The sequence below is a fragment of the Bacillus sp. ABR genome, from assembly GCF_056172715.1.
Genome location: NZ_JAOYSL010000003.1, coordinates 547,591 through 571,934, shown reverse-complemented (window position 1 = coordinate 571,934; position 24,344 = coordinate 547,591). Strand labels below are relative to the sequence as shown.

Sequence of the window (24,344 nt, the reverse complement as noted above, 5' to 3'; positions counted from 1 at the left end):
CCCGTCACTCCTTTACAGATGGCTGGAATAATGCGACGAGGTCAGACGCTGTTTCCACTGCATGATATTGTTTGATAAAAGTTTTTCCAAGTGTCAGTGCTGCTTTTTTCTGCTGAATCCGTCTAGTTGGTGATGGAATCGCATCAAGATCAGCGGCATGAGCAAGGCCAATTGTTCGGCGGACAAGCTCACAGCCGGCAAAGCCTGTCGCTTCTTTTAAAATCCGATCAAACGTTGTTTCTAAAAAGCTGTCCGATACACTAAATGCTTCAATGCTGTCCTCTTTCCAAGCTTTTGTGAACACTTCTTTGAATGTTGCCCATACATTGACGACATGGTCAAAAAGGTGCTGCTGCTCGTGTTCATTCTCGCGAGATAAAGCATTCAGGAACAAATTGGCGATAAAGTGGCCGATATCGAATCCAAAGGGACCGTAAAACGCGAATTCTGGATCAATGATTTTCGTTTCAGTCTCATTTGCAAAAATACTGCCTGTATGAAGATCTCCATGAACCAATGTTTCAGCTGATGTGAGGAAGATACGCTTCAATTCTGCTGCTTTGGCTTGCAGCTCAAGATCTGCCCAAAGCGCTTCTGCTGATTCTCTTAATTCTTCTTCGAAGTCATTTGTTTCACTATCAAAGAAAGGGTCTGTGAAGACGAGTTTTTCTGTGATATCACACAGGTCAGGGTTCGTAAATTGCTTCACAAATTGTTTTTTGATTTTAGGATTTGTCGCAAAGTCAGATGTGTAAAAAAGTGTTTTTCCTAAAAATTCTCCAACATGATCAGATAAATGCGGATATTGTTTTCCGGCAATTAGCCCTTTTCTGACGATTTCTAAGTGTGAGAGATCCTCCATGGCTGTCACTGCAAGAGCTGTATCTGAATAATAGACTGCTGGTACGAGATGCGGCGCATATTCTGACTGTTTGATCAGGGCAGCACTTTCAATTCTTGCCCGGTCTAATGTAAGAGGCCAGCTCTCACCAACCACCTTTGCATAAGGCAGCGCCTGCTTGATGATCAATCCTTTTTCTTGTTTGTGATCATAAATATGAAAGACGTAATTTAAATTCCCGTCGCCGATTTCAGTACAAGTCAAATGACTGCTTTCTTGGATTAAGCCAAGTCTAATTGCGAGTGCAACTGCCGAGCTTTCTGTTAGTTCTTCATATGATGCCGTAAGTGTAACCAATTGCTTCCCCTCCAAATCATATAAAAAAGCCTCTTTCTCCTGAGAGAAAGAGGCTTGATGGTGTGTATGCTCAAAGCCTCTCTTATCTCTCAGCACATACGTCTGATGGAATTAGCACCGTGCCCTATAAGACAATTGTCTTGGCGCGTTACTTGCTGCGCCCCACTTCACAGTGGTATTAACGGTCGGTTGCTGTTGGGGTCAAAAGGCCAAATCCCTCGCCCAACTCTCGATAAGAGAAATCAATATGTAATTGTTTCGTGTATGTTTGCATTTCTTAATTCAAGATATTATCAGAGCTGCGCTTTACATGTCAATCTTTTTTCAAAATTGCTTTACAATTCATAAAACAATCCATTACAGTGATTGTATTGTTACGTAACTTGAATAGAAGGTGAAGAAATGGAATTCCAGCAATCAGATGTGTTGAAACAATTACCGAAACAATTTTTTGCGTCCCTTGTCCAAAAGGTGCAGAAAAAAGTGCAGGAAGGGGCAGATATCATTAATTTGGGGCAGGGAAATCCTGATCAGCCAACTCCTCCGCACATTGTAAAAGCCATGCAGGAAGCGGTAGCAAAACCTGAAAATCATCAATACTCCTCATTCCGTGGAACAGCGAAATTAAAAAAGGCGGCTGCCGCTTTTTATGAAAGAGAATATGGCGTTACGCTTGATCCGAAGACGGAAATTGCGATTTTATTTGGCGGGAAAGCAGGGCTTGTTGAGCTGCCTCAATGCCTCCTGAATCCGGGTGATACGCTTCTCGTCCCTGACCCCGGTTATCCTGATTATTGGTCAGGTGCTGTACTTGCTGGAGCTCATATGGTGACCATGCCACTTCTTGAAAAAAATGATTTTTTACCTGACTACGATTTGCTGCCTGAGGATGATAAGAAAAAGGCAAAATTAATGTACTTAAATTACCCCAACAATCCGACGGGGGCTACGGCAAGCCGTTCATTTTTTGAAGAAACCGTGACATTTGCGAAAGATCACAAGCTTTGTGTTGTTCATGATTTTGCATATGGCGGCATTGGGTTTGATGGGGAAAAGCCGATCAGCTTTCTGCAAGTAGATGGAGCGAAAGAGACGGGAATAGAAATTTACACATTGTCTAAAACGTACAATATGGCAGGGTGGAGAGTAGGATTTGCAGCAGGGAATCCGTCTGTTATTGAAGCGATTGAGCTTTATCAGGATCATTTGTTTGTCTCGTTGTTTAAAGCCACGCAGGATGCAGCAGCGGAAGCCCTATTAAGCGATCAAACGTGCGTACGGGTGCAAAATGACCGATATGAGAAAAGACGGAATGTGTGGATAGCTGCCTGCAAAGAAATTGGCTGGGAAGTCAGTGCTCCAAAGGGATCATTTTTTGCTTGGTTAAAGGTGCCAGAAGGATATACATCTGAAGCCTTTTCTGATTTATTATTAGAAAAAGCGCATGTTGTTGTAGCGCCAGGTAATGGCTTTGGTGCTCACGGTGAAGGGTACGTGAGAGTAGGGCTTCTAACAAGCGAGGAGCGGTTACAAGAAGCTGCTCAGCGCATCGCTGCCTTGAAGCTGTTTGAAAAAAAGCCATTGACAACATAAAAAAATGGTGCGATAATTCAGGCAATATTTAAGAAAATTGAATATTCTTATCAAGAGTAGGCAGAGGGACTAGCCCAATGAAGCCCGGCAACCGACTTCCATGAAGCACGGTGCTAATTCTTGCAGCAAGCGCTGAGAGATAAGATTCGGATGAATAACACGAAATAACCTCTTTAAGGCGCTCAAGAAGCACTTGAAGAGGTTTTTTTATTGAACATATGCATGATGCAATCGAAAGGGGATTCCTAGTGAGTGAATTACTGGCAACATACGTATTAACACATCGAGAGGATGAACAAATAAATCGAAAAGCGGAGCAGATCGCGCTTGGTTTAACAGTTGGATCATGGACGGATTTGCCTCAGCTCAAAAAGGAGCAGCTTCAAAAGCATAAAGGCCGAGTTGAAAAAGTATTAGAAAAGGCTGCTCCAGCCGAAAATGGCCTTTATCAATCAGAGGTGACCATTGCTTATCCTGAGGCAAACTTTTCAGCAGATTTACCAGCTGTTTTCACGACGATTTTTGGAAAGCTTTCACTAGACGGAAAAGTGAAGCTAGTCGATATCCAATTTTCTGAAGAATTTAAAAAAAGCCTGCCAGGACCGGCATTTGGAATTGATGGCATACGAAATAAGGTAAATGTATTTGATCGTCCATTATTGATGAGTATTTTTAAAGGTGTTATCGGCCGTGATATGCAGGATTTAAAAGAGCAGCTCCGTTTACAGGCATTAGGCGAGGTTGACCTCATCAAAGACGATGAAATTTTATTTGAAAGTCCATTAGCTCCTTTTGAAGAGCGAATCAAAGAAGGAAAAGAGATTTTAAAAGAAACCTATGAAGAGACAGGACACCGCACGCTGTATGCTGTCAATTTAACGGGCAGAACCTTTGACCTGAGGGATCGAGCGAGAAAGGCCGCTGAACTTGGAGCAGATGCGCTCTTATTCAATGTCTTTGCTTACGGTCTTGATGTCATGCAAAGCTTAGCTGAGGATCCAGATATTCCACTGCCTATTATGGCGCATCCCGCAGTGAGTGGTGCATTGACATCCTCTCCTGAATATGGATTCTCGCATTCTCTTCTTTTAGGCAAATTAAACCGATATGCTGGCGCTGATTTGAGCCTCTTTCCCTCACCTTATGGATCGGTTGCACTTCCGAAAAAGGATGCCCTTGGAATCTATGAAGCTTGCGTGAAAGAGGATACGGTTCAAAAAACATTCCCTGTCCCGTCAGCAGGCATTCATCCAGGAATGGTTCCAGTATTGATCAAAGATTTTGGAATTGATCATGTGATTAACGCAGGTGGAGGCATTCACGGACATCCGCGGGGAGCCATCGGCGGAGGGAAGGCATTTCGTTCGATCATTGATGCCGTTATACAGGAAGAGTCTATCCAAGATAAGGCGGCTTCCTGCCAAGACTTAAAAGCGGCACTTGATCTTTGGGGAAGGGTAGCAGAATAATGAAAAAACCAATTGTGTGTTGTGATTTTGATGGAACAATTACAAAAAATGATAATATCATCCGCATCATGAAACAGTTTGCACCGAGTGAATGGACGAAACTGAAGGATGGTGTCCTGTCAAAGGAAATTACCATTCAAGAAGGCGTCGGGCAGATGTTTCAATTACTGACAAGTGATCAGAAGGAAGCCATTCAATCATTTATTTTAGAGGATACAGAGATTCGAGAAGGATTTAAGGAATTTGTGGATGAGGTAAAAAAAGCAGACATTCCTTTCTATGTACTTAGTGGGGGGATGGACTTTTTTGTCTACCCCATCCTCGAAGGCATTGTCGATCGAGACGATATTTATTGCAATCATGCATCATTTGGGGAAGAGCATATTCAGATTGAATGGCCGCATGCCTGCGATACGCAATGTCAAAATGGATGCGGATGCTGCAAGCCCTCAATCATTCGAAACCTGACTCATGAGGATGATTTCATCATCATGATCGGAGATTCAGTGACTGATGTGGAGGCGGCGAAACATGCAGATCTTACGTTTGCGCGCGACTACTTGCTCAATGAATGTCAAGAGCTCGGGCTTGTACATAAGGAGTTTGACACATTTATTGATCTACACGCGCAATTTGTTCAAATAAAGGAAGTGAAGGAATGGCAGACGCAAAGAGCAAACGCTGGCAGGAGCTAGCAGACGTTAAACGTGAACTGGCCCAAAGAGACTGGTTTTTCGGAACAAGCGGTAATTTATCGATCAAGGTGTCGGATGATCCAATCACGTTTTTGGTGACGGCAAGCGGCAAAGATAAACGAAAAGAAACAAACGAAGATTTTGTGCTAGTAAATGCGGCAGGCCAGCCCCATGATCCGAACGAGACGCTTAGGCCATCAGCTGAAACACTGCTTCACACGTACGTGTATGAACGGACGAAAGCAGGCTGCTGTCTCCATGTCCACACCATTGATAATAATGTGATGTCAGAGCTGTATGGGGATAAGGGAGAGATTTGTTTTAAAGGCAACGAAATCATCAAAGCGCTTGGTTATTGGGAAGAGGATGCAGAAGTGTCGATTCCGATTATTGAAAATCCAGCTCATATTCCGCATCTTGCAGAGCAATTTGCCAAACATCTGACACTAGAGGCGTCATCTGGTGCTGTACTCATTCGCAATCACGGCATCACGGTCTGGGGAAAAACAGCCTTTGAAGCAAAACGAGTATTAGAAGCATATGAGTTTTTATTTAGCTATCACTTAAAATTAGCGCTGTATCAACAGCAGCTTGTAAGATAAAAAGGAGGAAAAGCACATGGCGACGATTTTGATTCACAATGAAGAGAACACATTACTTGAGAACGAGCAAGAGGTTGCATCATATTTAGAAAACCAAGGGGTTATTTATGAGCATTGGGATATTGAAAAGCTGCCAAACCGTTTATCAGAAAAGTATGATTTAACCGATGAGGAAAAGGAAGAGATTTTGACTGTTTTCCAAAAGGAAATCCAAAGTATTTCTGAAAAAAGAGGGTACAAAGCGCAGGATGTGATTTCATTATCTGATGCCACGCCAAATCTTGATGAGCTGCTCCAAAACTTTAAACGTGAGCATCACCATACAGATGATGAAGTACGCTTTATTGTGAGCGGGCACGGAATCTTTGCTATTCAAGGCAAGGATGGCGTCTTTTTTGATGTGAGATTGAACCCAGGTGATTTAATTTCTGTTCCGCCAAACATCCGTCATTACTTTACACTTCAAGAGGATCGCAAAGTGGTCGCAGTTCGCATATTTGTCACAACTGAGGGCTGGGTGCCAATTTACGAGGAAGAAACGGTTTAATGATAGAGCTGATCATTCCGCATGAGGCGGAAGATCAGCTTTTTTTTAGGAAATTAGACATAAAATGTGAAAGAAAATAGTTGATTTTGAACTTCTGTATAGGATAAAATTCTGTTTAATCAATGTGACAGTCCTGTCCAAATTTGAAGTTTACCCCCAAATTTGATTGGGTAAAAGGTCTTTAGGCTGTAAAAAATTAAATAAAATAAGCATATTTAATTTAATTTACAAATAAAGTATAATTTTGGTGTCGGATCATTTTGAGCATAGACAGTCGAAATCATTGCGGGAGCTGAGATCATGAATATTTATGTAAGGAAAGAACAATTGCTGATGTCCATTGATGAGAAGAGAAAACAGATGGTAGAAGCTGCTCAAGTGGAAGGGTACACTGGTGAGATGACAATTAAATATAGTCAAGAACTGGACAACCTGATGAATGAGTATCAGCATCTTCTTTTTCATGAGAAACAATCTGCCCCCTCCTTTCATGATCTTGTGTCTCAAATGAGTCTTTTATCTGTGAACCGCCCCTCTTATTGACATGAAAAACCGGTCTTGCATAAGCAAAACCGGCTGACATCTTCAGCTATGCTGAGTGAGCAGAAGGAAGCATGATCATAACAGTCGTTCCTTTATTCACTTCGCTATGAATATCAATTGTTCCGCCATACATCGAAATGATTCGTTTACACACGACAAGCCCAAGACCCGTGCCTTTTTCCTTCGACGTAATAAAGGGGAGGAAGATGTGCTTTAACATCTCTTCTGGTATGCCTTCACCTGTATCCGCTACTTTAATGATGACATGTTCTTTTTCAGCTTCGATCACAATCTTCAAATGACCGCCGTTTGGCATCGCTTCTAAAGAGTTCTTTGCTACATTTAAAACGACTTGTTTAATATGATCCTTCGTGCAATACACGCCCACATCTTGAATCGTATTGATTTGCAAGTCCACTTCGACATTATAAAGGTTTGCCTCAGAGAAAACGATCGGCATGATCTCACTTACAATTTCTTTAACAGAGTTATTCTGCCATTTTTCTGCCGTTGGTTTTCCTAATACAAGAAATTCACTGACGATTTGGTTGATCCGTTTAATTTCTTCCTCGATGACAGAAAAATAGAGCTGATCTTCTTCTGAATGATACTTCTTTTGCAATAGCTGGATAAAGCCGCTGATCCCTGTTAATGGGTTGCGAATTTCGTGTGCTGTACTTGCTGCGAGTGTTCCGATCAATTCAAGCTTTTGCGCTTCATTTTGATGACGCTCCTGCTGAGTTTGCCGCCTTAACACGATATACTGGACTAGTGTGAATAAAATATTTAATAAAATAAACGCACTGGATAAAGGGATGAGCATCACAGACAGCACTTCACTTGTTGAAGCACGCTGCGGAAAGACCTCCAGCTTCCAGCTGTTTTCATCTAAATATGTAGACACGGTGCTGCCGCCCTCAGGTACTGGCTGTGGACCACTTGTAAACACGACATGTCCATTTTGATTCAGCATTTTAAAATGAAGATCAGGATTCAATACATTCATAATATTTCTTAAATAATCAATTTGAATGGCGGCAATCAGCACATTGGTGACCTCTTCATTTTCATCGAGAACAGGCACACAAATGGAGAGAATCCGCTGTTTTGTAATTCGGCTCACATAGTTGTCTGTGATCACGGTCTGCTTGGTCACTTGAATGCGTTTAAAGTAATCTCTGAATGATAGGTTGATTTTTTCCTTTAACGGGGTGGTGCTTGCTGTTACATTTCCTTTTTTGTCTAGGAGATACAGACCTGAAAAACGAGGTTCTTGTTTATAGATTTTCTCTAGGATGTTTTGTACTTTTTTCGTCTCAAGTGGCTGGTCAAATCCCATGGCAAGGGAAGTTAATCTCGCTTCTGTTTCACTTATTAAATAATTCATTTGGTTTTTGTGAATATTTAACATAAGTGTAGCGGTTTGTTTGTTCTTTAAATCGATTTTTTCAGTTTCTTTTTCGTAGATAAAATAACTAATGATTAGGGTTGGAAGCATGACTAAAATAAGGTAAAGCCTGATCTTCTTCCAAAACCCTTTGAGTATACTCATCATTCATCGCTCCAACGTATTACCTAATAGACTTATTATAGCATTGAACCTATCTTTATTACGATGACTTGTGTGATTTTTAAAAAATTAGGTGATTCGTTCTGGTCTCATTTTCGTGCTAAAGATGGATCAAAATGTTGACATTTTACTTATTGTTTATTAATGTCACATTAGTGGGTTGCATTTCATAAAGGATGATAAAAAATGGAAAATCATAATGTTGAAAAATCATTGAAATTATTTATTGTATTATCACGTGCCTATCGCTCAATTAATCATCACATGAACAAACATATTGTGAAGCACGGGCTGAATCCAACTGAATTTGCTGTGCTAGAATTGCTGTATCATAAAGGTGATCAGCCGCTTCAGCAAATCGGTGATAAGATCTTACTTGCAAGCGGCAGCATCACGTATGTGGTCGATAAATTGGAGAAGAAAGAACTCCTCAGCCGGAAGGCATGTGCAGAAGACCGCAGGGTGACATTTGCGCATATTACAAAGCAGGGACGAGCTTTGCTTGATGACATCTTCCCAGATCATGCGAAAGAAATTCATGAGATGATCAGTGTCCTGAGCGAAGAAGAGAAAGATGCCTGCATCGATATGCTCAAACATGTAGGGCTGCGTGCAAAGCATTTATATGATCATCAAGAATAAATAAAAAGGAAGCCGCTGGCTTCCTTTTTTATTTCGCTTTTTTCTCAATCGGTAAAATGAGTACTTCTACACGCCGGTTTTTACTTCTGCCTTCTGCTGTATCGTTTGAGGCAATCGGTTTGAATTCGCCGTATCCTTTTGTACTAAAATTCTCTTGGTCTAGGTTGCTGTTTTCAAGAAGAATATTTAAAAAGTTCACAGCACGAATGGCGCTTAAATACCAGTTTGATTCAAATTCTGAATTTCTGATCGGTACATTATCTGTATGTCCGCTAATGACGATGTCACGAGCGGGATTAATGACGAGCAGCTTTGAGATTTCTTTTGCTAACGGGACATCCTGAGATCGAATAACTGCCCGCCCGGAATCAAAGAAGATACTATCCTCAATCGTAATGAGAAGTCCTTCATCCGTAAGCTTTGTTTCGAGCTTGGAACCAAGTTTTTTATTTGCAATGAATGAATCGACCTGCTGTTTGACCTTTGTGAGAACCGCTTGGTCTCGAGCCTTTGCTTTGGCTTCTTCATCTTTCTCTTCCTCGGCTGCTTTCTTGACTTGGTTGCTATGTTCAGTTTCTTCCGTGCTTTGCATGCTGGATTGATCCATGACACCAGTACCGCCAGTAAAAACAACATTAAAAGACTTAGCCATCTGTTCATATTTTGCCGCATCAATCGAACTAGATGCAAAAAGCACAATGAAGAGGGCGAGAAGAAGTGTCAGAAGATCGGCATAAGGGATAAGCCAAGATTCATCTACATGGTCTTCATGATCATGGTTTTTACGTTTCCTAGCCATTTTGATTTTCTCCTTCTTCAATGACAAGATTTGCACGTTCTTTTGCTGGTAAGTACATAAGAAGTTTTTGTTCAATGACTTTTGGAGATTGACCTTCAAGAACAGAAAGAATGCCTTCGATCATAATTAGACGAAGCTTTACTTCTTCCTTTGATTTACGCTTCAATTTGTTGGCAAATGGGTGCCATAATACATACCCGGTAAAAATCCCAAGCAGTGTGGCGACGAAGGCAGCACTGATTGCATGTCCAAGTGCTTCAATATCTCCCATGTTGGCAAGTGCTGCAATAAGTCCGACAACGGCGCCAAGTACCCCTAGTGTCGGAGCGTATGTACCAGCTTGTGTAAAGATTAATGCGCCTGACTGATGTCGTTCAGACATGGCATCAACTTCTTCTGTTAAAACGTCTCGAATAAATTCAGCACTTTGGCCGTCAACTGCCATGCTTAACCCGTTCTTTAGAAAATCATCATCGACTTCCTCAAGACTTGCTTCTAATGCCAAAAGACCTTCACGACGCGCAATTTGTGCCCAGTTGGAAAATAGAGGGATCATTTCTTGAATCGTTGGAAGCTGGCTGTCTTTGAAAATTTTGCCGAACAATTTTGGTGTTTTCTTAATTTCACTAGAAGGGAATGCGATGACAACAGCTGCAACCGTCCCAACAATGATGATTAATATAGCCGCCGGGTTGAGAAGAGCAGTTAGACTCACACCTTTCAAAACCATACCGACACCTAGTGCAATAAATGCTAAAATAATACCAATTAACGATGTTTTGTCCATTATCTCACCAAATCCTTTAACTATCTTTTTCTATAGTTAATATCGGTGTGTTCCAGAAGGGTTTTAGTCAGAATATAAAATTAAGACAGTTTCTGTGAAGAATTTTTGACGAAAGCGCTTTCTGTATATGTAAAAAGAAGAAACTCCCTCTCATATAAAGGGAGTCTCCATTTAATCATTTTGTGCTGGTTCATCTAAATGAAGCAGCTCTTTTAATTTTTCTTCATACATGATTTTGACAAGATCGTAGCTCCAATTCATCATGTGATCCACCTCTTTTTCTTTTATCGTAAAGGAAAAGAGGCAGGGGAGCGTCAGCGTTCAGATGGAACTTAGCCGCCGCAACATGATGGAGGTGCATATCATCCTGAAGGTGTAGTTATCCTTTTTTTACGACGATTTCGTCATGTTCAACATCCACAGTAAATCCAGAAAGCTGCTCCTCTTCAAGCAGGATCTCTGTCATTTGATCTTCAACATGCTCTTGGATAGTTCTTCGAAGTGGACGAGCACCAAATGCAGGGTGATATCCAAGCTCTGCGATTTTTTCTTTCGCTTCATTTGTGACATGGACTGTTAAATTCTGCTCTTTTAATTGCTCTGACAGCTCATTAAGCAGAAGATCAACAATCTTCACTAAGTCCTCTCTGTCTAGTGAATCAAATTGAATGATGCTATCAAAACGGTTCAAAAATTCTGGTTTGAAGTAGCTGCTGAGCGAATCAATGAGTGATTGTTCCTCAATCGCTTCGTCCTGATCAGACTGGAAGCCGACCTTGACCGTTTTATCTGCGCTGCCTGCGTTACTTGTCATGATGATGACTGTATCTTTAAAGCTGACCGTTCTACCTTGGCTGTCTGTTAAACGGCCATCTTCCATGATTTGAAGGAACATATGCTGTACATCTGGATGTGCTTTTTCGATTTCATCCAGCAAAATGATGCTGTAAGGTTTTCTGCGCACTTTTTCAGTCAGCTGGCCAGCTTCATCGTGTCCAACGTAACCAGGAGGAGAACCGATGAGTTTGGACACAGAGTGTTTTTCCATGTACTCACTCATATCTAAACGAATGATCGCATCTCTTGAGCCGAATAATTCTTCAGCCAGCGTTTTAGACAATTCGGTTTTCCCGACACCTGTTGGTCCTACGAAAAGGAAGGAGCCTGTCGGTCTATGTTTCGATTTTAATCCAGCTCTGCTTCTTTTCACGGCTTTCGCCACTTTATCAACCGCATGCTCCTGCCCAATTACTCGTGCTTTTAGACGGACATCAATTTCTTTCATTTTGGTTTGTTCGTCTGCTTGCAGTTTGCCGACAGGAATGCCTGTTTTTTGTTCCACAATGGCCTGAATGTCCTCTGCTGTGACGATATGCTCTTTGTCAGTTGTTTTGTTTTGAAGTCTTGCTTCTATCGCTTCTTCTTCGTCGCGAAGCTTCGCTGCTTTTTCATATTGTTCTTCTTTTAGCGCAGCCTGTTTTTCTGCGGCAATTTGCGCAAGTCGGTTTGTCAGTTCATCTTCACTTGCTGCATCAATGGAGAGGTTCGCTTTTGAACCAGCTTCATCCATTAGATCAATGGCTTTATCCGGCAAATGACGGTCTTGAATATACCGGGAAGATAATTGAACGCACGCTTTGATGGCTTCATCTGAATAGGTGACACCATGATAGGCCTCGTACTTCTCTTGAATACCTTTTAAGATGTCGATCGCTTCATCTGGTGTTGGCTCATCCACGATAACGGGCTGGAAGCGTCGTTCGAGTGCAGCATCTTTTTCAATTTGGCGATATTCTTTTAATGTCGTCGCACCTACTAGCTGCAGTTCGCCTCTTGCAAGGGCTGGTTTTAAAATGTTTCCAGCATCCATTGATCCTTCTGCAGATCCTGCGCCCACAAGAAGGTGGATTTCATCTACAAATAAGATGATATTTTTACGGCTCTGCAGTTCTTTAATTAACTGCTTCATTCTTTCCTCAAATTGACCGCGTACACCTGTGTTTGCGACAAGTGAAGAAACATCTAATAAATAGATTTGTTTGTTCTTTAATTTATTTGGTACATCGCCGCTCGCAATTTTCAGTGCGAGTCCTTCTGCGATCGCTGTTTTTCCAACACCTGGTTCACCAATAAGAACAGGGTTATTTTTATTTCTTCTATTTAAAATCTCAATGACTCTTGCGACTTCTTCATCACGGCCAATGACTGGATCAATTAAGCCAGCATTTGCTCCATCTGTTAAGTTACGGCCAAGCTCATCGAGTAAGCCTTTTTGTTTTGGCTGCTCCATGTTTGGGGCATGACCTGCCTGCTGAGAGAAGAATGAACTTCCTCCAAAAAGCTGAGGTCCCATTTTCATTTTTGACTGCTCCATCAAAGAGGTATAGCAGTCTTCACATAAAACCATTTGGCTCCGGGACGAATTTACTTGCATATTCAGGCGAATAGTTGCTTCATTTACTTGACAATGTTGACAACGCATTTGCCATGACCTCCTTAAAATAAAGTTTGACTTTATTTGACCAATGAATGTTAAAGAAAATGGTCTGTTGTTTGACCATCTTTGACTATAGTATACTCTGACCTATTTTGACTTTCAACTGTTTTGCTCAAAGACGGATAAAAATCCTTTTTTGCATTTAATCATGGTTTGTCCTTCTTTTCAAGGAACTTGTCTCATAGGATAAAAAAGAGACAATCGAAAGTGATGGGTGCGGAGGGGTCACATGAAACGTTCAAATGAATCCGCTTTTCAGCTTGCCTTTGTATATGTAGGAACAGTGGTTGGAGCTGGGTTTGCGACAGGAAAAGAAATCGTAGAGTTTTTTGTTCGTTTTGGCTGGATTGGACTATTAGGGATTCTGATTAGCGGTGTTATTTTTACTGGCCTTGGTGCAAAAATGATGCTGATTTCGAAACGAATCAAAGCAGAATCTTATCAAGATATGAACCGGTTTTTATTTGGCGCAGCTGCGAGTCGATATATTAATATTGTGATGTTTTTTATTTTACTCGGTGTTACCTCAGTCATGATTTCAGGTGCAGGGGCTATTTTTGAAGAACAGCTTGGCATATCCAAGGAGTATGGGATCTTTTTGACGATCATTCTGAGCGTCATTGTACTCTTTAAAGGTTCAAAAGGACTATTTGGTGTTAACGTCCTTGTCGTTCCAATGCTGATTTTCTTTTCATTGATTGTGTTTCTTGATTCATTTGTTTTTAGCAGCAGTGAAAGTTATGTTCTTGCGCTGCAAATGGGTGAGGGCGAGTGGATACTATCAGCAGTGTCCTATGGTGCCTTTAATTTAGCACTGTCACAGGCAGTGTTAGTACCCGTTGCAAATGAAATGACCTCTGAAGCAGTCATTAAAAAGGGAGCGGTGCTTGGGGGCGTCATGCTGACACTCATTTTGCTTGCTTGCTTTTTATCTCTTTCTTCATTAAATATGCTGGAGGCGTTTGATATTCCAATGGCCCAGGTGGTGTATCAAGTTGCAAACTCCATTCATCTCATTTATTTATTTGTCATCTTCGGTGAAGTTTTTACATCCGTCATAGGCAATTTATACGGGCTGGAGAGACAAGTAAGGGCATATATCCGAATGAACAGCATCTTTACGATATCCCTTATTCTCATATGCTGCTATGTGATTAGTAAAATTGGTTACGGTACACTGATTTCAACAGTTTACCCGGTTTTTGGCTATGTCAGCATCTTTTTTATTCTCTTTCTTTGTCTAAAAAAAGTGCCTGAACCGCTAGGTAAGTAAAGAAAGGATAGCCTGCATGAAAAATATGTGGTACACTATCATCTGTGAAAATTGAACAAAAATCCGTGAAGACGGGAGAGGTTCTAGCAAAACCCTCTATAAAAAACTAAGGACTTGCCGTATCCTTGGATGTGGCATTTTTTATTTTTTATGGCTGGGACACCTCATACACATGTAAAGGTGTCTTTTCTTTTGAGAAAAATAGGGGTTTTCAGGAGCCTTTCAGATGCAGTGTTGTACGGTTGTACGCATCTGCAAAAGGAGGAGAACAGAAAATGAAAAATGAAAAAGCAGTCGTTGTCTTCAGCGGGGGACAGGACAGTACGACATGTTTATTATGGGCACTTCAACAATTTGAAGAGGTAGAAACAGTGACCTTTCATTATAATCAGCGTCATCAAGAAGAAATTGATGTCGCCAAAGGAATTGCTGACAAGTTAGGTGTGAAGAATCATCTATTAGATATGTCTCTTTTGAATCAGCTGGCACCTAATGCTTTAACAAGAGATGACATTGACATTGAGGAAAAAGAAGGAGAGCTTCCTTCCACATTTGTGCCAGGAAGAAACTTAGTGTTCTTATCCTTTGCCTCTATTTTGGCGTATCAAATTGGAGCAAGACATATTATCACAGGTGTTTGTGAGACAGACTTTAGCGGCTATCCAGATTGCCGTGACGAGTTTGTGAAATCTTGCAACGTCACAGTGAACTTAGCAATGGAAAAACCATTTGTGATTCATACACCACTGATGTGGCTGAATAAAGCAGAAACATGGAAGCTGGCAGATGAGCTCAATGCACTGGAATTTGTGAAAAATGAAACGCTCACTTGCTATAACGGCATTATTTCTGATGGCTGCGGGGAATGTCCTGCGTGTAAGCTGCGGAAAAACGGCTATGACACTTATATGGAAATGAAGGAGGCAAAATAAATGCTTTCTCAAATCTATCCACAAACCGATCATCCATTTTCATTTGAATTGAATAAAGACATGCATGTATCGGCTGCCCATTTCATCCCACGAGAAGATGCGGGCGCATGCAGCCGTGTTCATGGTCATACGTACACCATCAACATCACAATTGCGGGCGACGACCTAGATGAATCGGGTTTCCTTGTCAATTTTAGTACATTGAAGAAGCTCATTCATGGGCAGTACGATCACACGCTACTCAATGATCACGAGGAATTCTCATCAAACGATCGATACGCGATGCCAACCACTGAGGTGGTGGCAAAGACCGTATATGACAAAGTCGCAGCGTATTTATCGACTTTAGCGAACAAGCCAACATGTGTTCAAGTCTTTGTCAGAGAAACACCAACAAGCTACTGCATTTACCGTCCGAAACGAGTTGAGATCAATGGCTAAAGCGATTCCTGTATTAGAAATCTTTGGTCCAACCATTCAAGGAGAAGGAATGGTGATTGGACAAAAAACGATGTTTGTCAGAACGGCTGGCTGTGACTACTCTTGCAGCTGGTGTGATTCCTCCTTTACATGGGACGGCTCAGCGAAGCATGATATTCAGTGGCTTGAGGCAGAAGACATTGTCAAAGAATTAAAAAGAATAGGCGGACAGGCTTTTTCTCATGTCACCATTTCAGGAGGAAACCCGGCGCTTTTAAAACAAATGGAATCCCTCATTGATTTACTGCATGAAGAGGGGATTGATACAGCGCTTGAAACTCAAGGGACGATGTATCAGGAATGGTTTTTGAAAATTGATGATTTAACCATTTCCCCTAAGCCGCCAAGCTCGAATATGAAAACAGATTTTACGAAACTAACACGTATCATAGATGAGCTGAAAAACGGAAATAGATTGCAGCATGCAAGCCTGAAGGTCGTGATCTTTGATGATCGTGATCTAGCCTATGCGAAGGATGTTCATGCGAAATACCCTGAGCTTCCTTTTTATTTGCAGGTAGGAAATGACGACACGACGACAGGTGATGATGCGTACTTATTGACGCATTTATTAAAGAAATATGAAGCGCTTGTAGATCAAGTCGCACAAGATCCAGACTTAAACCGCGTAAGAGTGCTGCCGCAGCTGCACACGTTATTGTGGGGAAATAAACGAGGCGTATAGAAAGGAAGAGATGTCATGACGACAAGAAAACCTGAAGAATTAGAAGGTGTCACGTTACTAGGAAACCAAGGAACCAATTATTTGTTTGATTACGCACCACAAGTGCTTGAAACGTTCCCAAATAAACATACAAATAGAGATTACTTTGTGAAATTCAACTGCCCAGAATTTACATCACTATGTCCGCAAACAGGACAACCGGATTTTGCAACAGTTTATATCAGCTATATCCCAAATGAAATCATGGTCGAAAGTAAATCCCTAAAATTATATTTGTTCAGCTTCCGTAACCATGGTGACTTCCATGAGGATTGTATGAACATTATTATGAACGACCTAATTGAATTGATGGATCCAAGGTATATTGAAGTTTGGGGCAAATTTACGCCAAGAGGCGGTATTTCAATTGATCCGTATACGAACTATGGGAAACCTGGGACAAAGTATGAAGAAATGGCATCGTATCGTATGATGAACCATGATATGTATCCAGAAACGATTGATAATCGCTAATAAATAGGAAAAGACATGCCGGATGCATGTCTTTTTTTTATGGGATTGTAGCGATTCAATCATAAAAAAAGAGAAGAGTCATGTCACTCTTCTCATACGAATGGGAATAGAACTTGCTAGGACGGCTGGGGGCTACCAGCTCGTAAATATATTATACATGACAGAACGTATGTTTGTAAAGGTGAATCATGCTTTTTTTGCTTATCTCATTTGATTTAAGATAAAATAGGGGTATTGAATGGTAAATGGAGGCGTTGGATTTGGCAAACAAAGAAGAGCGGGCAGAGCAGCTGCTAATGGAGCTTAGAGAAGAGCTTCAAATGCTTGAACATCAAAACAAAGAACGGTATAAATGGAGTGCCTCCACATTGCTTGGAGTGATTGCCCTCTTGATTGATAAAGGAGTGATTACTCCTGAGGAAGTCGAGATGTACAAGTCGAAGGCGGAAATGCAAACCTTTCATACGCAAAAAGACTGACCCCTCTTTAAGTGGTATCAGTCTTTTTCATATGTGATTGTTCAAATAGAGCAAAGTTGTCAAACGAGCCAAATTTTCTTTATATATACGTATGTACCGAGCGTCTGTTTTGAGGATTGCAAATTAATGTACGGAGTCTTTGATGATTTTATAGTTTTTATGATTAACGACTGTTAGTGAATCCAGTTCTAAATCTCTATAGTTGTCCATAATGGTGACATCCACAATGACAGAGTTTTCATTCACTTTTTCAACTACACCTGTTAAACCATTTCTAAATTCGATCACATTTCCAATTTTTGCAATCTTCAACCGATCCCTCTCCTTTAAAAACAGATTTCATTCCCTATTAAAAAGTATTTTGCAATATTTTCATACCAATGTAAAGGATAAAGACGTTTTTGTTTTGTTTTCGTTGTATGCTCTTCTAACGAATGGTATATTTAATATTTGATCATGGCTGAAAAGGAGCGGTTTTTTTGACTGAAGAACAAATCCTCACAATCATCGAATCTTTACGGAATGGGACGGAAAAACAGGTGACCATCCAAAAAGATGACTTTTTAACGTTTCGTTCTGTATTGGTGAATCAAGATGATTTTAAACATTTTCGCGGAATCGCCAAACATGGTGGAGATGTTATTTTTGAATATCTTACAGAAGCAAGAAGCTAAAGCTTTTTCTCATTGATGAGAGAAAGCTTTTTTATTTTCGTTCTTTTGTCACACTTCAAACCACTTTGATACATATGAAAAGAAAATGTAATAACCCATAAACAGGAGCATAAGGATGATGATAGGTGAAAAAGGGATCTTTTTAAGCGCTAACAATTCCATTTTATGTGCGCAAAACTAGGACATGCCATTTAATGACGGAATTTGGACAGGCATGTAAATCTTTGTGCGTGAAAATAGAATGAGGTCTTGTTAGAGTGGACAAGTATCTTACAGCCTACTTTGATTAAAGGAGGAAAAAGGCGAATGATTAAAATTCATACAGCTCTTTTTGTTATCCTTATGCTGGTTGCAGCAATGAAGATGGACAATATACAAGAGCAGCAAGGCACATTAAGTCACGAACTTTCACAAGCACCTGTTAAACATCAGCTTTCATATATAGATCAAGGTCACGATCAAGTCATCCCAGCATTTTCTGAAGAGAAGCGTCAGCCAAAAGTGAAAATGCTAAGTACGTCAACAGAAGAAAAGTCTTCAAAACCGAAGCAAAAGAAAAAAGTAAAATCTGAAACGACGAATAAGGCAAGCGGTAATCAGTATTCTAATGAAGAAATGGACTTGCTTTCTCGATTGGTTCACGCTGAAGCGAAAGGTGAATCTTACGAAGGGAAAAAAGCGGTGGCAAGCGTTGTTTTAAACAGAGTAGAGCATCGTTCTTTTCCTGACAGCGTAAAAGGTGTGATCTATCAGCGAAATGCTTTCCAGCCAGTATCGAATGGAAGTATTCATGATAAGGCAGATCAAGATTCCATTAAAGCTGTGAAGCAGGTAGTAAAAGAGCATGACAGAACAACAAAGGCTATCTATTTTTATAATCCAAAAACGGCAACAGATCATTGGATTCGTTCCCGCAAAATTGTAGAACGCATCGGACGTCACGTATTTGCCGTATAAAGAAAAAGAGCGATCAATGAGATTGCTCTTTTTTTGTCTTCAATTATTAAAATATTTTTTGGACTTGTCTCATAGAATGTGAAAAGAATTTGCTTTAGACAAGGGGAGGCTACATGAATCGATTTGTAAAAGGGGTCATTCTGCTATCTGTCGCAGCTTTTATTGCGGAGTGTATCGAGTTTTTAGTCAATATGATTTTAGCGAGAGAGCTTGGAGAACATGGAATGGGTTTATATATGAGTATCCTTCCAATCATCATGCTTGTCCTTGTGATCGCCAGCTTAGAGCTGCCAGTCTCCATTTCTAAATTCATTGCAGAATCACATGAGCGTCTCCACAAAAGTATGCTCCGTCATGCCTTTAAAATGACGCTTGTGGTGACAAGTACAACAACAGGTATAGCCGCCATTGTACTGCCTTTCATTCCAGTGTTTCAGTCGTATCATCCGCTTATGAAGGGCCTAGTGCTGTCACTTATCCCGATTATTGCGTTTACCTCCATTGCCCGCGGCTACTTTATGGGAAAGCAGCAAATGGGCAGAATCGCTCTAGCCAATATGATGAAGAAAACAATCCAGCTGATCTGCTTATTTTTGTTTTTTCATTGGTATTCGTTTGATATTGAAACAGCAGTACTCATCGCCATCGGTGTCATTGTTGCGAGTGATCTTGTCGTCTTTATTTATTTATACTCCCAATACGTCATGGCGAAAAATGCTGTGAATGTCAGGTCTGTTGAATTAAGAGGGATTGATGTGCGAAAGCGCCTATTAGCCGTTTCTATACCGACAACGGGCATGCGCATCTTTCATGCGATCGCTAATGCGGTTGAACCATTTTTAATCAAAGGAGCGCTCGTTGCAGCAGGCATCTCTGGAACACTTGCTGTTGATCATTACGGCATGCTGGCTGGTGTCGCGATGTCGATCGGTTTTTTCCCAGCGTTTATCGCTCATTCGATCATGATTGTGATGATTCCGAGTGTCTCTGAAGCCTATGCTTTAGGTCAGTATGATCTTGTGAAAAAACGGGTCAGACAGGCGATTCTCATAACGTTTGGATACGGGGTGCCGGCAGTGATGGTCATGTATTATTTTGCTTACCCGCTCACACAGCTTTTTTTTGATTCACCGCAAGCTGCTGTCTATTTACAGCTGCTTTGGCCATACTTTTTATGCCACCTGTTTGTGATGCCGTTTCAAGCGTGTTTAATCGGTATGGGGCTCATCAAAGATGTGTTCCTACATAATATATGGGTGCATGTTGTCTCTTTTTCTATGGTGTATTTCCTCGGTTCAATGGAAAGCTTGAATATGATGGGGGTTATTTTAGGGATGAACACAGGCATGCTGCTTTTGACTGCCCTGCATTATGCGACGATTTGTAAGGAGCTCGGCGTTTCAATGTTTCTTACATTGAAAAAAGCTTGAATGTCATCGCCATCGAGAGGGCAAGCTATAAGAAAACTGGGAAGGAAGATCCTGATGAATCGTAAACATCTACCCGCCAGTCTTCTAATGATGACCATGCTGCTATTTCTAATGAGCGCAGCAGCGGAAGCAAAAGAGCCTGTGATGGCGCCAAGAATAGAGGCACCGACATTAACTGGTGAAATGCAGATGGTTCCCGCAAAAGGGAAAAAGACCATTTTGCATTTTTGGACAACATGGTGTCCGTCCTGCAAAATGGAGCTGCCCGAATTTGAACAGATTGTGAAAGAAAATCAGAGTGATGTTGACATATTGACCGTGAATTTACTAGGTGCTGAACAAAGTAAACATGCTGTTGCCCAATTTGTGAAAGACAGAAGGTTTACATTTCCGATCATACTAGATGAACACGGAGAAATGATGAAGAAATATCAAATTATCACCATTCCAACGACCTTTTTGATTAATGAAAAAGGAGAAGTGGTGAAAAATCATGTAGGTCCACTGACGAAAAAACAAATCAAAGAGTGGACGAATTCGTAGAACCAATCCTTTCTGTGAAAGAACCAATTCTGTTGGTTCTTTTTTTGTGTTCATTTGCTTTTCATCTGAATACACTGTGCTCAGAAGAAGAAGGAACGGTCTATATCAATAATGATAATTATTATCAAAAAGAAATTATAATAATTATTAATTGAAAATTGTTCAGAACCTGTTATAATGAGTTACAGACCAATAAAAAGCTTGAAATAGCAGAAAATATAGATGGAATAAGAAACGGGCAATGATTGATAATGTGAAAACGATTATCAATTAGAGAGGAGAAAACAATCATGAATGAGAATACAGCACTTTACCAAACGACAAATCAAAAGGAATCGAAATGGTCCTTACATAAATGGGCACAGCACGGAGAATTAATTGCAGCAGGGATATCGGGGATTCTCATTTTAATTGGATGGTTTCTAAAAGATGAGAGCATGTGGAGCATTCCTCTTTTCATCCTGGCATTTGTCATTGGTGGTTTTGCAAAGGCGAAAGAAGGAATTGAAGAAACGATTTCGTCTAAGACCTTGAATGTAGAACTTTTAATGATTTTCGCAGCAATAGGCTCAGCTCTGATCGGCTATTGGGCAGAAGGCGCTATTTTAATTTTTATTTTCTCACTGAGTGGTGCGCTAGAAACGTATACGTCAAATAAAAGCAAGAAAGATTTAACAGCATTAATGAGCATTGCACCAGATGAAGCAACTTTAATTGAAGAAGATGGTACGACCATTCAAATCGCCGCTTCATCATTAACACCTGGTGACCGTATTATGATCAAAGCTGGGGAACGCATTGCAGCAGATGGTGTGATTTTAAGCGGGAGAACAAGTGTGGACGAATCTGCACTTACAGGCGAATCTGTTCCACAGGAAAAGGGGCAGGGGGAAGACGTATTTGCAGGAACAGTGAACTTAAATGGTTCCTTAACAGTGGAAGTCACTAAACATAATGAAGAAACGCTTTTCCATAAAATTATTAAACTTGTCGAATCTGCTCAAGAAAGTGTTTCGCCAAGCCAAGCATTTATCGAAAAATTCGAGGGTGCCTATGTAAAAGGTGTGCTGATTACCGTTGCGATTTTAATGGTTCTGCCTCATTTTGTACTCGGCTGGAGCATGAGTGAAACCTTCTACCGGGCAATGGTGTTTATGGTCGTTGCTTCACCTTGTGCTCTAGTTGCATCCATAATGCCAGCAGCACTCTCATTGATCTCAAATGGCGCGAGAAATGGAATGCTTGTCAAAGGAAGTGTCTTTTTAGAAAAATTAGGCACAAGCAGCATGATTGCTTTTGATAAAACGGGGACGATTACAAACGGGAAGCCAGCCGTAGAGCAAGTCGTCATCGCTAAAGGACAGGATGAATCTGCTTTTTATCAGGCGCTCTATCAAATTGAGAGTCAATCAAATCATCCATTAGCGAAAGCAATTTCTGATATGGCAAAAGAGCACCAAACAGAAAGATCAGTCCATGTTACCATTGAAGAAACCTCTGGATTTGGTGTGAAAGCACAATTAAATGGGGAAACGTGGCGGATTGGGAAGAAAGACTTCGCTGGTAAGGCGTCAATCGACCGCGAGATGGAAGAGACAGGTGATGACCTTTCGGCGCAAGGATACACAGTGGTCTACGTTCAGAAGGGTGAAGAAGTTGTTGGCTGTCTTGGCCTTAAGGATCAAATCAGACCTGAAGCTAAAAAAATGATTCAAGAACTAAATGATTTAGGCATCCAAACCGTCATGCTGACAGGAGATCAGCAAAAAACGGCTGAAGCGATTGCGCAGGAAGCCGGTATCCAAACTGTCGTGGCTGAATGTCTTCCAGATGAAAAGGTACATGAGGTCAATCAATTAAAAAAACAAGGTAATTCAATCATCATGGTAGGAGACGGAATCAATGATGCGCCAGCACTCGCCACAGCAGATGTTGGGGTTGCGATGGGGGGAGGCACAGACGTTGCTTTAGAGACTGCGGATCTCATCTTAATGAAGAACAATTTAAATAACCTAACAAAGATGATCCGTCTTTCAAGAAAAATGAATCGAATCATTAAGCAAAACATTATTTTCTCATTAACGGTGATCTGTCTGTTAATTTGTGCGAATTTCTTACAAGTGCTTGATTTGCCTTTTGGCGTCATCGGGCATGAAGGAAGTACGATTTTGGTCATTTTAAATGGTCTGCGTCTGCTTCGCGCATCTTAATTAATCATCAAGGCGCACTGGATCTATGCCAGTGCGCTTTTGTGCGAAATGCAGCAAAAACTGATACAATAGACCAGTAGCAAAACGTGTGAGGAGGATCATGATGAACCGAATGAAGAGCTTGTCTTCTTGGCTTAAGAAAGAAGACATTCAAGGTGCATTTATACATACAAAGGAAAATGTGTTTTATCTATCTGGATACTTCACAGAGCCGCATGAAAGAGTGATGGGGCTGTTTGTGTTTCAAGATGCAGAACCATTTTTTATTTTGCCTAAAATGGAAGTCGAGCAGGCAAAAAATGCAGGGTGGTCCGGCGATATCATTGGATATGAAGATCATGAGAATCCATTTGATTTCATTCAATCAGCGATAGAAAAACGAGGTGTTCATGCCGCGCGTCTTGCGATTGAAAAAGAATCGATACCGCTTCAAAGAGCAGAGCAGCTCCAAGCTGTCACCGGGGCAGAAATGTTCGTCCGGGCTGAAGATGAGCTCAATCAGCTCAGACTGATTAAAGATGAATCTGAAATTGCTACACTCAAAAAAGCGGCTCAATTGGCAGATGAAGGTGTAAAGATTGGGGTTAACGCCTTAAAAGAAGGAATCACGGAAACAGAAGTTCTAGCTGTCATTGAATATGAATTAAAGAAAAAAGGCATTCAAGGCATGTCCTTTTCAACCATGGTTCTCTTTGGTGAAAAATCAGGCGAGCCTCATGGAAATCCTGGGCAGGCAGCCTTAAAAAAAGGCGATTTTGTGTTATTTGATCTTGGCGTTATTGTCGATGGATATTGCTCAGACATCACAAGAACATTCATCTATCAGGAAGCTTCTGAAAAACAAAAGGACATTTATCAAACCGTCTTAAATGCAGAAATGGCAGCACTTGAAATGAGTAAGCCTGGCGTTAGAATCGGTGATCTTGACTTAAAAGCCCGCGGGCTGATCACAGAAGCGGGATATGGTGAATATTTCCCGCATCGCCTCGGACATGGGTTAGGGGTTTCTGTTCATGAGTTTCCTTCTATGAGTCAGGCAAATGACGACCTTCTGCAAGAAGGTATGGTGTATACGATTGAACCAGGAATTTATGTCCCGGGAGTCGGCGGCGTAAGAATTGAAGATGATGTTCTCATTACGGCAGATGGTCCAGTCACTTTAACCAATTATCCGAAAGAGCTGACAATCATTAAGTAATGAAAAAAATCACGATGAACGTCCAGGT

General features: G+C 41.0%; 25 protein-coding genes and 3 riboswitches. Of the genes, 19 read left to right on the top strand and 6 right to left on the bottom strand.

Annotated features, from left to right (window positions below):
- Positions 1-4 precede the first annotated feature (4 nt).
- Positions 5-1,198: an S-methyl-5-thioribose kinase gene (gene mtnK / locus OIT90_RS12980; protein ID WP_144464777.1), complete on the bottom strand. Its 1,194-nt coding sequence runs from the start codon at positions 1,196-1,198 to the stop codon at positions 5-7.
- An 80-nt stretch (positions 1,199-1,278) separates the two neighbouring features.
- A riboswitch (SAM riboswitch) is annotated at positions 1,279-1,436 on the bottom strand.
- A 164-nt stretch (positions 1,437-1,600) separates the two neighbouring features.
- Between mtnK and OIT90_RS12975 the strand changes: the two genes are divergently transcribed.
- The 6 genes from OIT90_RS12975 (at position 1,601) to OIT90_RS12950 (ending at position 6,647) form a co-directional block, all read left to right on the top strand.
- Positions 1,601-2,791 carry a pyridoxal phosphate-dependent aminotransferase gene (locus OIT90_RS12975; RefSeq protein ID WP_039178065.1) on the top strand — a complete coding sequence of 397 codons (1,191 nt, stop codon included), beginning with the start codon at positions 1,601-1,603 and terminating at the stop codon, positions 2,789-2,791.
- Positions 2,792-2,835: 44 nt separating this feature from the next.
- A riboswitch (SAM riboswitch) is annotated at positions 2,836-2,937 on the top strand.
- A gap of 102 nt (positions 2,938-3,039) precedes the next feature.
- Positions 3,040-4,260 carry a 2,3-diketo-5-methylthiopentyl-1-phosphate enolase gene (gene mtnW / locus OIT90_RS12970; protein ID WP_144491163.1) on the top strand — a complete coding sequence of 407 codons (1,221 nt, stop codon included), beginning with the start codon at positions 3,040-3,042 and terminating at the stop codon, positions 4,258-4,260.
- Positions 4,260-4,955, top strand: a complete 696-nt coding sequence (locus OIT90_RS12965; RefSeq protein WP_039178068.1) for a 2-hydroxy-3-keto-5-methylthiopentenyl-1-phosphate phosphatase — start codon at positions 4,260-4,262, stop codon at positions 4,953-4,955. Before mtnW ends, OIT90_RS12965 begins: the two co-directional genes overlap by 1 nt.
- Positions 4,919-5,557, top strand: coding sequence for a methylthioribulose 1-phosphate dehydratase (locus OIT90_RS12960; protein WP_474892603.1), 639 nt, complete (start codon positions 4,919-4,921; stop codon positions 5,555-5,557). The genes OIT90_RS12965 and OIT90_RS12960 overlap by 37 nt, the downstream gene beginning before the upstream one ends.
- Positions 5,558-5,573: 16 nt before the next feature.
- Positions 5,574-6,104 carry a 1,2-dihydroxy-3-keto-5-methylthiopentene dioxygenase gene (locus OIT90_RS12955; RefSeq protein WP_024426834.1) on the top strand — a complete coding sequence of 177 codons (531 nt, stop codon included), beginning with the start codon at positions 5,574-5,576 and terminating at the stop codon, positions 6,102-6,104.
- 300 nt (positions 6,105-6,404) lie between these two features.
- Positions 6,405-6,647 (top strand): aspartyl-phosphate phosphatase Spo0E family protein, encoded by a 243-nt coding sequence (locus tag OIT90_RS12950; protein ID WP_039178071.1) that lies wholly within the window; start codon positions 6,405-6,407, stop codon positions 6,645-6,647.
- Between the two features lie 46 nt (positions 6,648-6,693).
- On the opposite strand, the gene OIT90_RS12945 is transcribed toward OIT90_RS12950, so the two are convergent.
- Positions 6,694-8,199 (bottom strand): ATP-binding protein, encoded by a 1,506-nt coding sequence (locus OIT90_RS12945; protein WP_212042849.1) that lies wholly within the window; start codon positions 8,197-8,199, stop codon positions 6,694-6,696.
- A gap of 204 nt (positions 8,200-8,403) precedes the next feature.
- Between OIT90_RS12945 and mhqR the strand changes: the two genes are divergently transcribed.
- The gene (gene mhqR / locus OIT90_RS12940) at positions 8,404-8,859 is read left to right on the top strand and encodes a MarR family transcriptional regulator MhqR (protein WP_034281539.1); all 456 of its coding nucleotides are present in this window, start codon (positions 8,404-8,406) and stop codon (positions 8,857-8,859) included.
- Positions 8,860-8,887: 28 nt separating this feature from the next.
- Here mhqR and motB read toward each other — a convergent pair whose 3' ends face one another.
- The 3 genes from motB to OIT90_RS12925 all read right to left on the bottom strand — a co-directional run bounded on the left by motB (position 8,888) and on the right by OIT90_RS12925 (position 12,927).
- Positions 8,888-9,658 carry a flagellar motor protein MotB gene (gene motB, locus OIT90_RS12935; RefSeq protein ID WP_039178076.1) on the bottom strand — a complete coding sequence of 257 codons (771 nt, stop codon included), beginning with the start codon at positions 9,656-9,658 and terminating at the stop codon, positions 8,888-8,890.
- Complete coding sequence (gene motA / locus OIT90_RS12930; RefSeq protein ID WP_024424680.1) at positions 9,651-10,445, bottom strand: flagellar motor stator protein MotA; 795 nt, start codon at positions 10,443-10,445, stop codon at positions 9,651-9,653. Before motA ends, motB begins: the two co-directional genes overlap by 8 nt.
- 379 nt (positions 10,446-10,824) lie before the next feature.
- A complete protein-coding gene (locus OIT90_RS12925; RefSeq protein ID WP_058838976.1) occupies positions 10,825-12,927 on the bottom strand; it encodes an ATP-dependent Clp protease ATP-binding subunit in 2,103 nt (700 codons plus the stop codon).
- 244 nt (positions 12,928-13,171) lie between these two features.
- Here OIT90_RS12925 and OIT90_RS12920 point away from each other — a divergent pair, with 244 nt between their 5' ends.
- From OIT90_RS12920 to OIT90_RS12895, 6 genes are all read left to right on the top strand, one after another.
- A complete protein-coding gene (locus OIT90_RS12920) occupies positions 13,172-14,215 on the top strand; it encodes a YkvI family membrane protein (protein WP_151284238.1) in 1,044 nt (347 codons plus the stop codon).
- 71 nt (positions 14,216-14,286) lie between these two features.
- Positions 14,287-14,331, top strand: a riboswitch (PreQ1 riboswitch).
- A gap of 159 nt (positions 14,332-14,490) precedes the next feature.
- Positions 14,491-15,147: a 7-cyano-7-deazaguanine synthase QueC gene (gene queC / locus OIT90_RS12915; RefSeq protein WP_126681749.1), complete on the top strand. Its 657-nt coding sequence runs from the start codon at positions 14,491-14,493 to the stop codon at positions 15,145-15,147.
- On the top strand, positions 15,148-15,588 hold the full coding sequence (queD, locus tag OIT90_RS12910; protein ID WP_047202222.1) for a 6-carboxytetrahydropterin synthase QueD: 441 nt from the start codon (positions 15,148-15,150) through the stop codon (positions 15,586-15,588).
- Complete coding sequence (gene queE, locus OIT90_RS12905) at positions 15,581-16,312, top strand: 7-carboxy-7-deazaguanine synthase QueE (protein WP_047202223.1); 732 nt, start codon at positions 15,581-15,583, stop codon at positions 16,310-16,312. Before queD ends, queE begins: the two co-directional genes overlap by 8 nt.
- Positions 16,313-16,327: 15 nt before the next feature.
- The gene (gene queF, locus OIT90_RS12900; protein ID WP_003211403.1) at positions 16,328-16,825 is read left to right on the top strand and encodes a preQ(1) synthase; all 498 of its coding nucleotides are present in this window, start codon (positions 16,328-16,330) and stop codon (positions 16,823-16,825) included.
- Positions 16,826-17,085: 260 nt separating this feature from the next.
- A complete protein-coding gene (locus OIT90_RS12895; protein ID WP_268464757.1) occupies positions 17,086-17,304 on the top strand; it encodes a hypothetical protein in 219 nt (72 codons plus the stop codon).
- Between the two features lie 123 nt (positions 17,305-17,427).
- On the opposite strand, the gene OIT90_RS12890 is transcribed toward OIT90_RS12895, so the two are convergent.
- A complete protein-coding gene (locus OIT90_RS12890; protein ID WP_003211747.1) occupies positions 17,428-17,616 on the bottom strand; it encodes a YkvS family protein in 189 nt (62 codons plus the stop codon).
- Positions 17,617-17,783: 167 nt separating this feature from the next.
- On the opposite strand from OIT90_RS12890, the gene OIT90_RS12885 reads away from it, so the two are divergent.
- From OIT90_RS12885 to OIT90_RS12860, 6 genes are all read left to right on the top strand, one after another.
- A complete protein-coding gene (locus tag OIT90_RS12885) occupies positions 17,784-17,978 on the top strand; it encodes a hypothetical protein (RefSeq protein WP_039178090.1) in 195 nt (64 codons plus the stop codon).
- A 306-nt stretch (positions 17,979-18,284) separates the two neighbouring features.
- Positions 18,285-18,935 (top strand): cell wall hydrolase, encoded by a 651-nt coding sequence (locus tag OIT90_RS12880; RefSeq protein WP_474892602.1) that lies wholly within the window; start codon positions 18,285-18,287, stop codon positions 18,933-18,935.
- 113 nt (positions 18,936-19,048) lie between these two features.
- Positions 19,049-20,365: a polysaccharide biosynthesis protein gene (locus tag OIT90_RS12875; protein WP_039178095.1), complete on the top strand. Its 1,317-nt coding sequence runs from the start codon at positions 19,049-19,051 to the stop codon at positions 20,363-20,365.
- A 54-nt stretch (positions 20,366-20,419) separates the two neighbouring features.
- The gene (gene stoA, locus OIT90_RS12870) at positions 20,420-20,908 is read left to right on the top strand and encodes an endospore biogenesis thiol-disulfide oxidoreductase StoA (RefSeq protein ID WP_039178098.1); all 489 of its coding nucleotides are present in this window, start codon (positions 20,420-20,422) and stop codon (positions 20,906-20,908) included.
- 290 nt (positions 20,909-21,198) lie between these two features.
- Complete coding sequence (locus OIT90_RS12865; protein ID WP_366206607.1) at positions 21,199-23,118, top strand: heavy metal translocating P-type ATPase; 1,920 nt, start codon at positions 21,199-21,201, stop codon at positions 23,116-23,118.
- A 103-nt stretch (positions 23,119-23,221) separates the two neighbouring features.
- Positions 23,222-24,316, top strand: coding sequence for a M24 family metallopeptidase (locus OIT90_RS12860; protein ID WP_474892601.1), 1,095 nt, complete (start codon positions 23,222-23,224; stop codon positions 24,314-24,316).
- Positions 24,317-24,344: the final 28 nt, after the last annotated feature.

Excerpts from the sequence above, each read along its gene's own strand:
- queC (WP_126681749.1), top strand. The coding sequence starts at position 14,491 with ATGAAAAATGAAAAAGCAGTCGTTGTCTTCAGCGGGGGACAGGACAGT.
- queE (WP_047202223.1), top strand. The coding sequence starts at position 15,581 with ATGGCTAAAGCGATTCCTGTATTAGAAATCTTTGGTCCAACCATTCAA.
- queF (WP_003211403.1), top strand. The coding sequence starts at position 16,328 with ATGACGACAAGAAAACCTGAAGAATTAGAAGGTGTCACGTTACTAGGA.
- motA (WP_024424680.1), bottom strand. The coding sequence starts at position 10,445 with ATGGACAAAACATCGTTAATTGGTATTATTTTAGCATTTATTGCACTA.
- OIT90_RS12880 (WP_474892602.1), top strand. The coding sequence starts at position 18,285 with ATGATTAAAATTCATACAGCTCTTTTTGTTATCCTTATGCTGGTTGCA.
- OIT90_RS12975 (WP_039178065.1), top strand. The coding sequence starts at position 1,601 with ATGGAATTCCAGCAATCAGATGTGTTGAAACAATTACCGAAACAATTT.
- OIT90_RS12950 (WP_039178071.1), top strand. The coding sequence starts at position 6,405 with ATGAATATTTATGTAAGGAAAGAACAATTGCTGATGTCCATTGATGAG.
- stoA (WP_039178098.1), top strand. The coding sequence starts at position 20,420 with ATGAATCGTAAACATCTACCCGCCAGTCTTCTAATGATGACCATGCTG.
- OIT90_RS12920 (WP_151284238.1), top strand. The coding sequence starts at position 13,172 with ATGAAACGTTCAAATGAATCCGCTTTTCAGCTTGCCTTTGTATATGTA.
- OIT90_RS12960 (WP_474892603.1), top strand. The coding sequence starts at position 4,919 with ATGGCAGACGCAAAGAGCAAACGCTGGCAGGAGCTAGCAGACGTTAAA.
- OIT90_RS12875 (WP_039178095.1), top strand. The coding sequence starts at position 19,049 with ATGAATCGATTTGTAAAAGGGGTCATTCTGCTATCTGTCGCAGCTTTT.
- OIT90_RS12865 (WP_366206607.1), top strand. The coding sequence starts at position 21,199 with ATGAATGAGAATACAGCACTTTACCAAACGACAAATCAAAAGGAATCG.
- OIT90_RS12945 (WP_212042849.1), bottom strand. The coding sequence starts at position 8,199 with ATGAGTATACTCAAAGGGTTTTGGAAGAAGATCAGGCTTTACCTTATT.
- OIT90_RS12925 (WP_058838976.1), bottom strand. The coding sequence starts at position 12,927 with ATGCGTTGTCAACATTGTCAAGTAAATGAAGCAACTATTCGCCTGAAT.
- mhqR (WP_034281539.1), top strand. The coding sequence starts at position 8,404 with ATGGAAAATCATAATGTTGAAAAATCATTGAAATTATTTATTGTATTA.
- OIT90_RS12860 (WP_474892601.1), top strand. The coding sequence starts at position 23,222 with ATGAACCGAATGAAGAGCTTGTCTTCTTGGCTTAAGAAAGAAGACATT.
- OIT90_RS12955 (WP_024426834.1), top strand. The coding sequence starts at position 5,574 with ATGGCGACGATTTTGATTCACAATGAAGAGAACACATTACTTGAGAAC.
- motB (WP_039178076.1), bottom strand. The coding sequence starts at position 9,658 with ATGGCTAGGAAACGTAAAAACCATGATCATGAAGACCATGTAGATGAA.
- OIT90_RS12965 (WP_039178068.1), top strand. The coding sequence starts at position 4,260 with ATGAAAAAACCAATTGTGTGTTGTGATTTTGATGGAACAATTACAAAA.
- queD (WP_047202222.1), top strand. The coding sequence starts at position 15,148 with ATGCTTTCTCAAATCTATCCACAAACCGATCATCCATTTTCATTTGAA.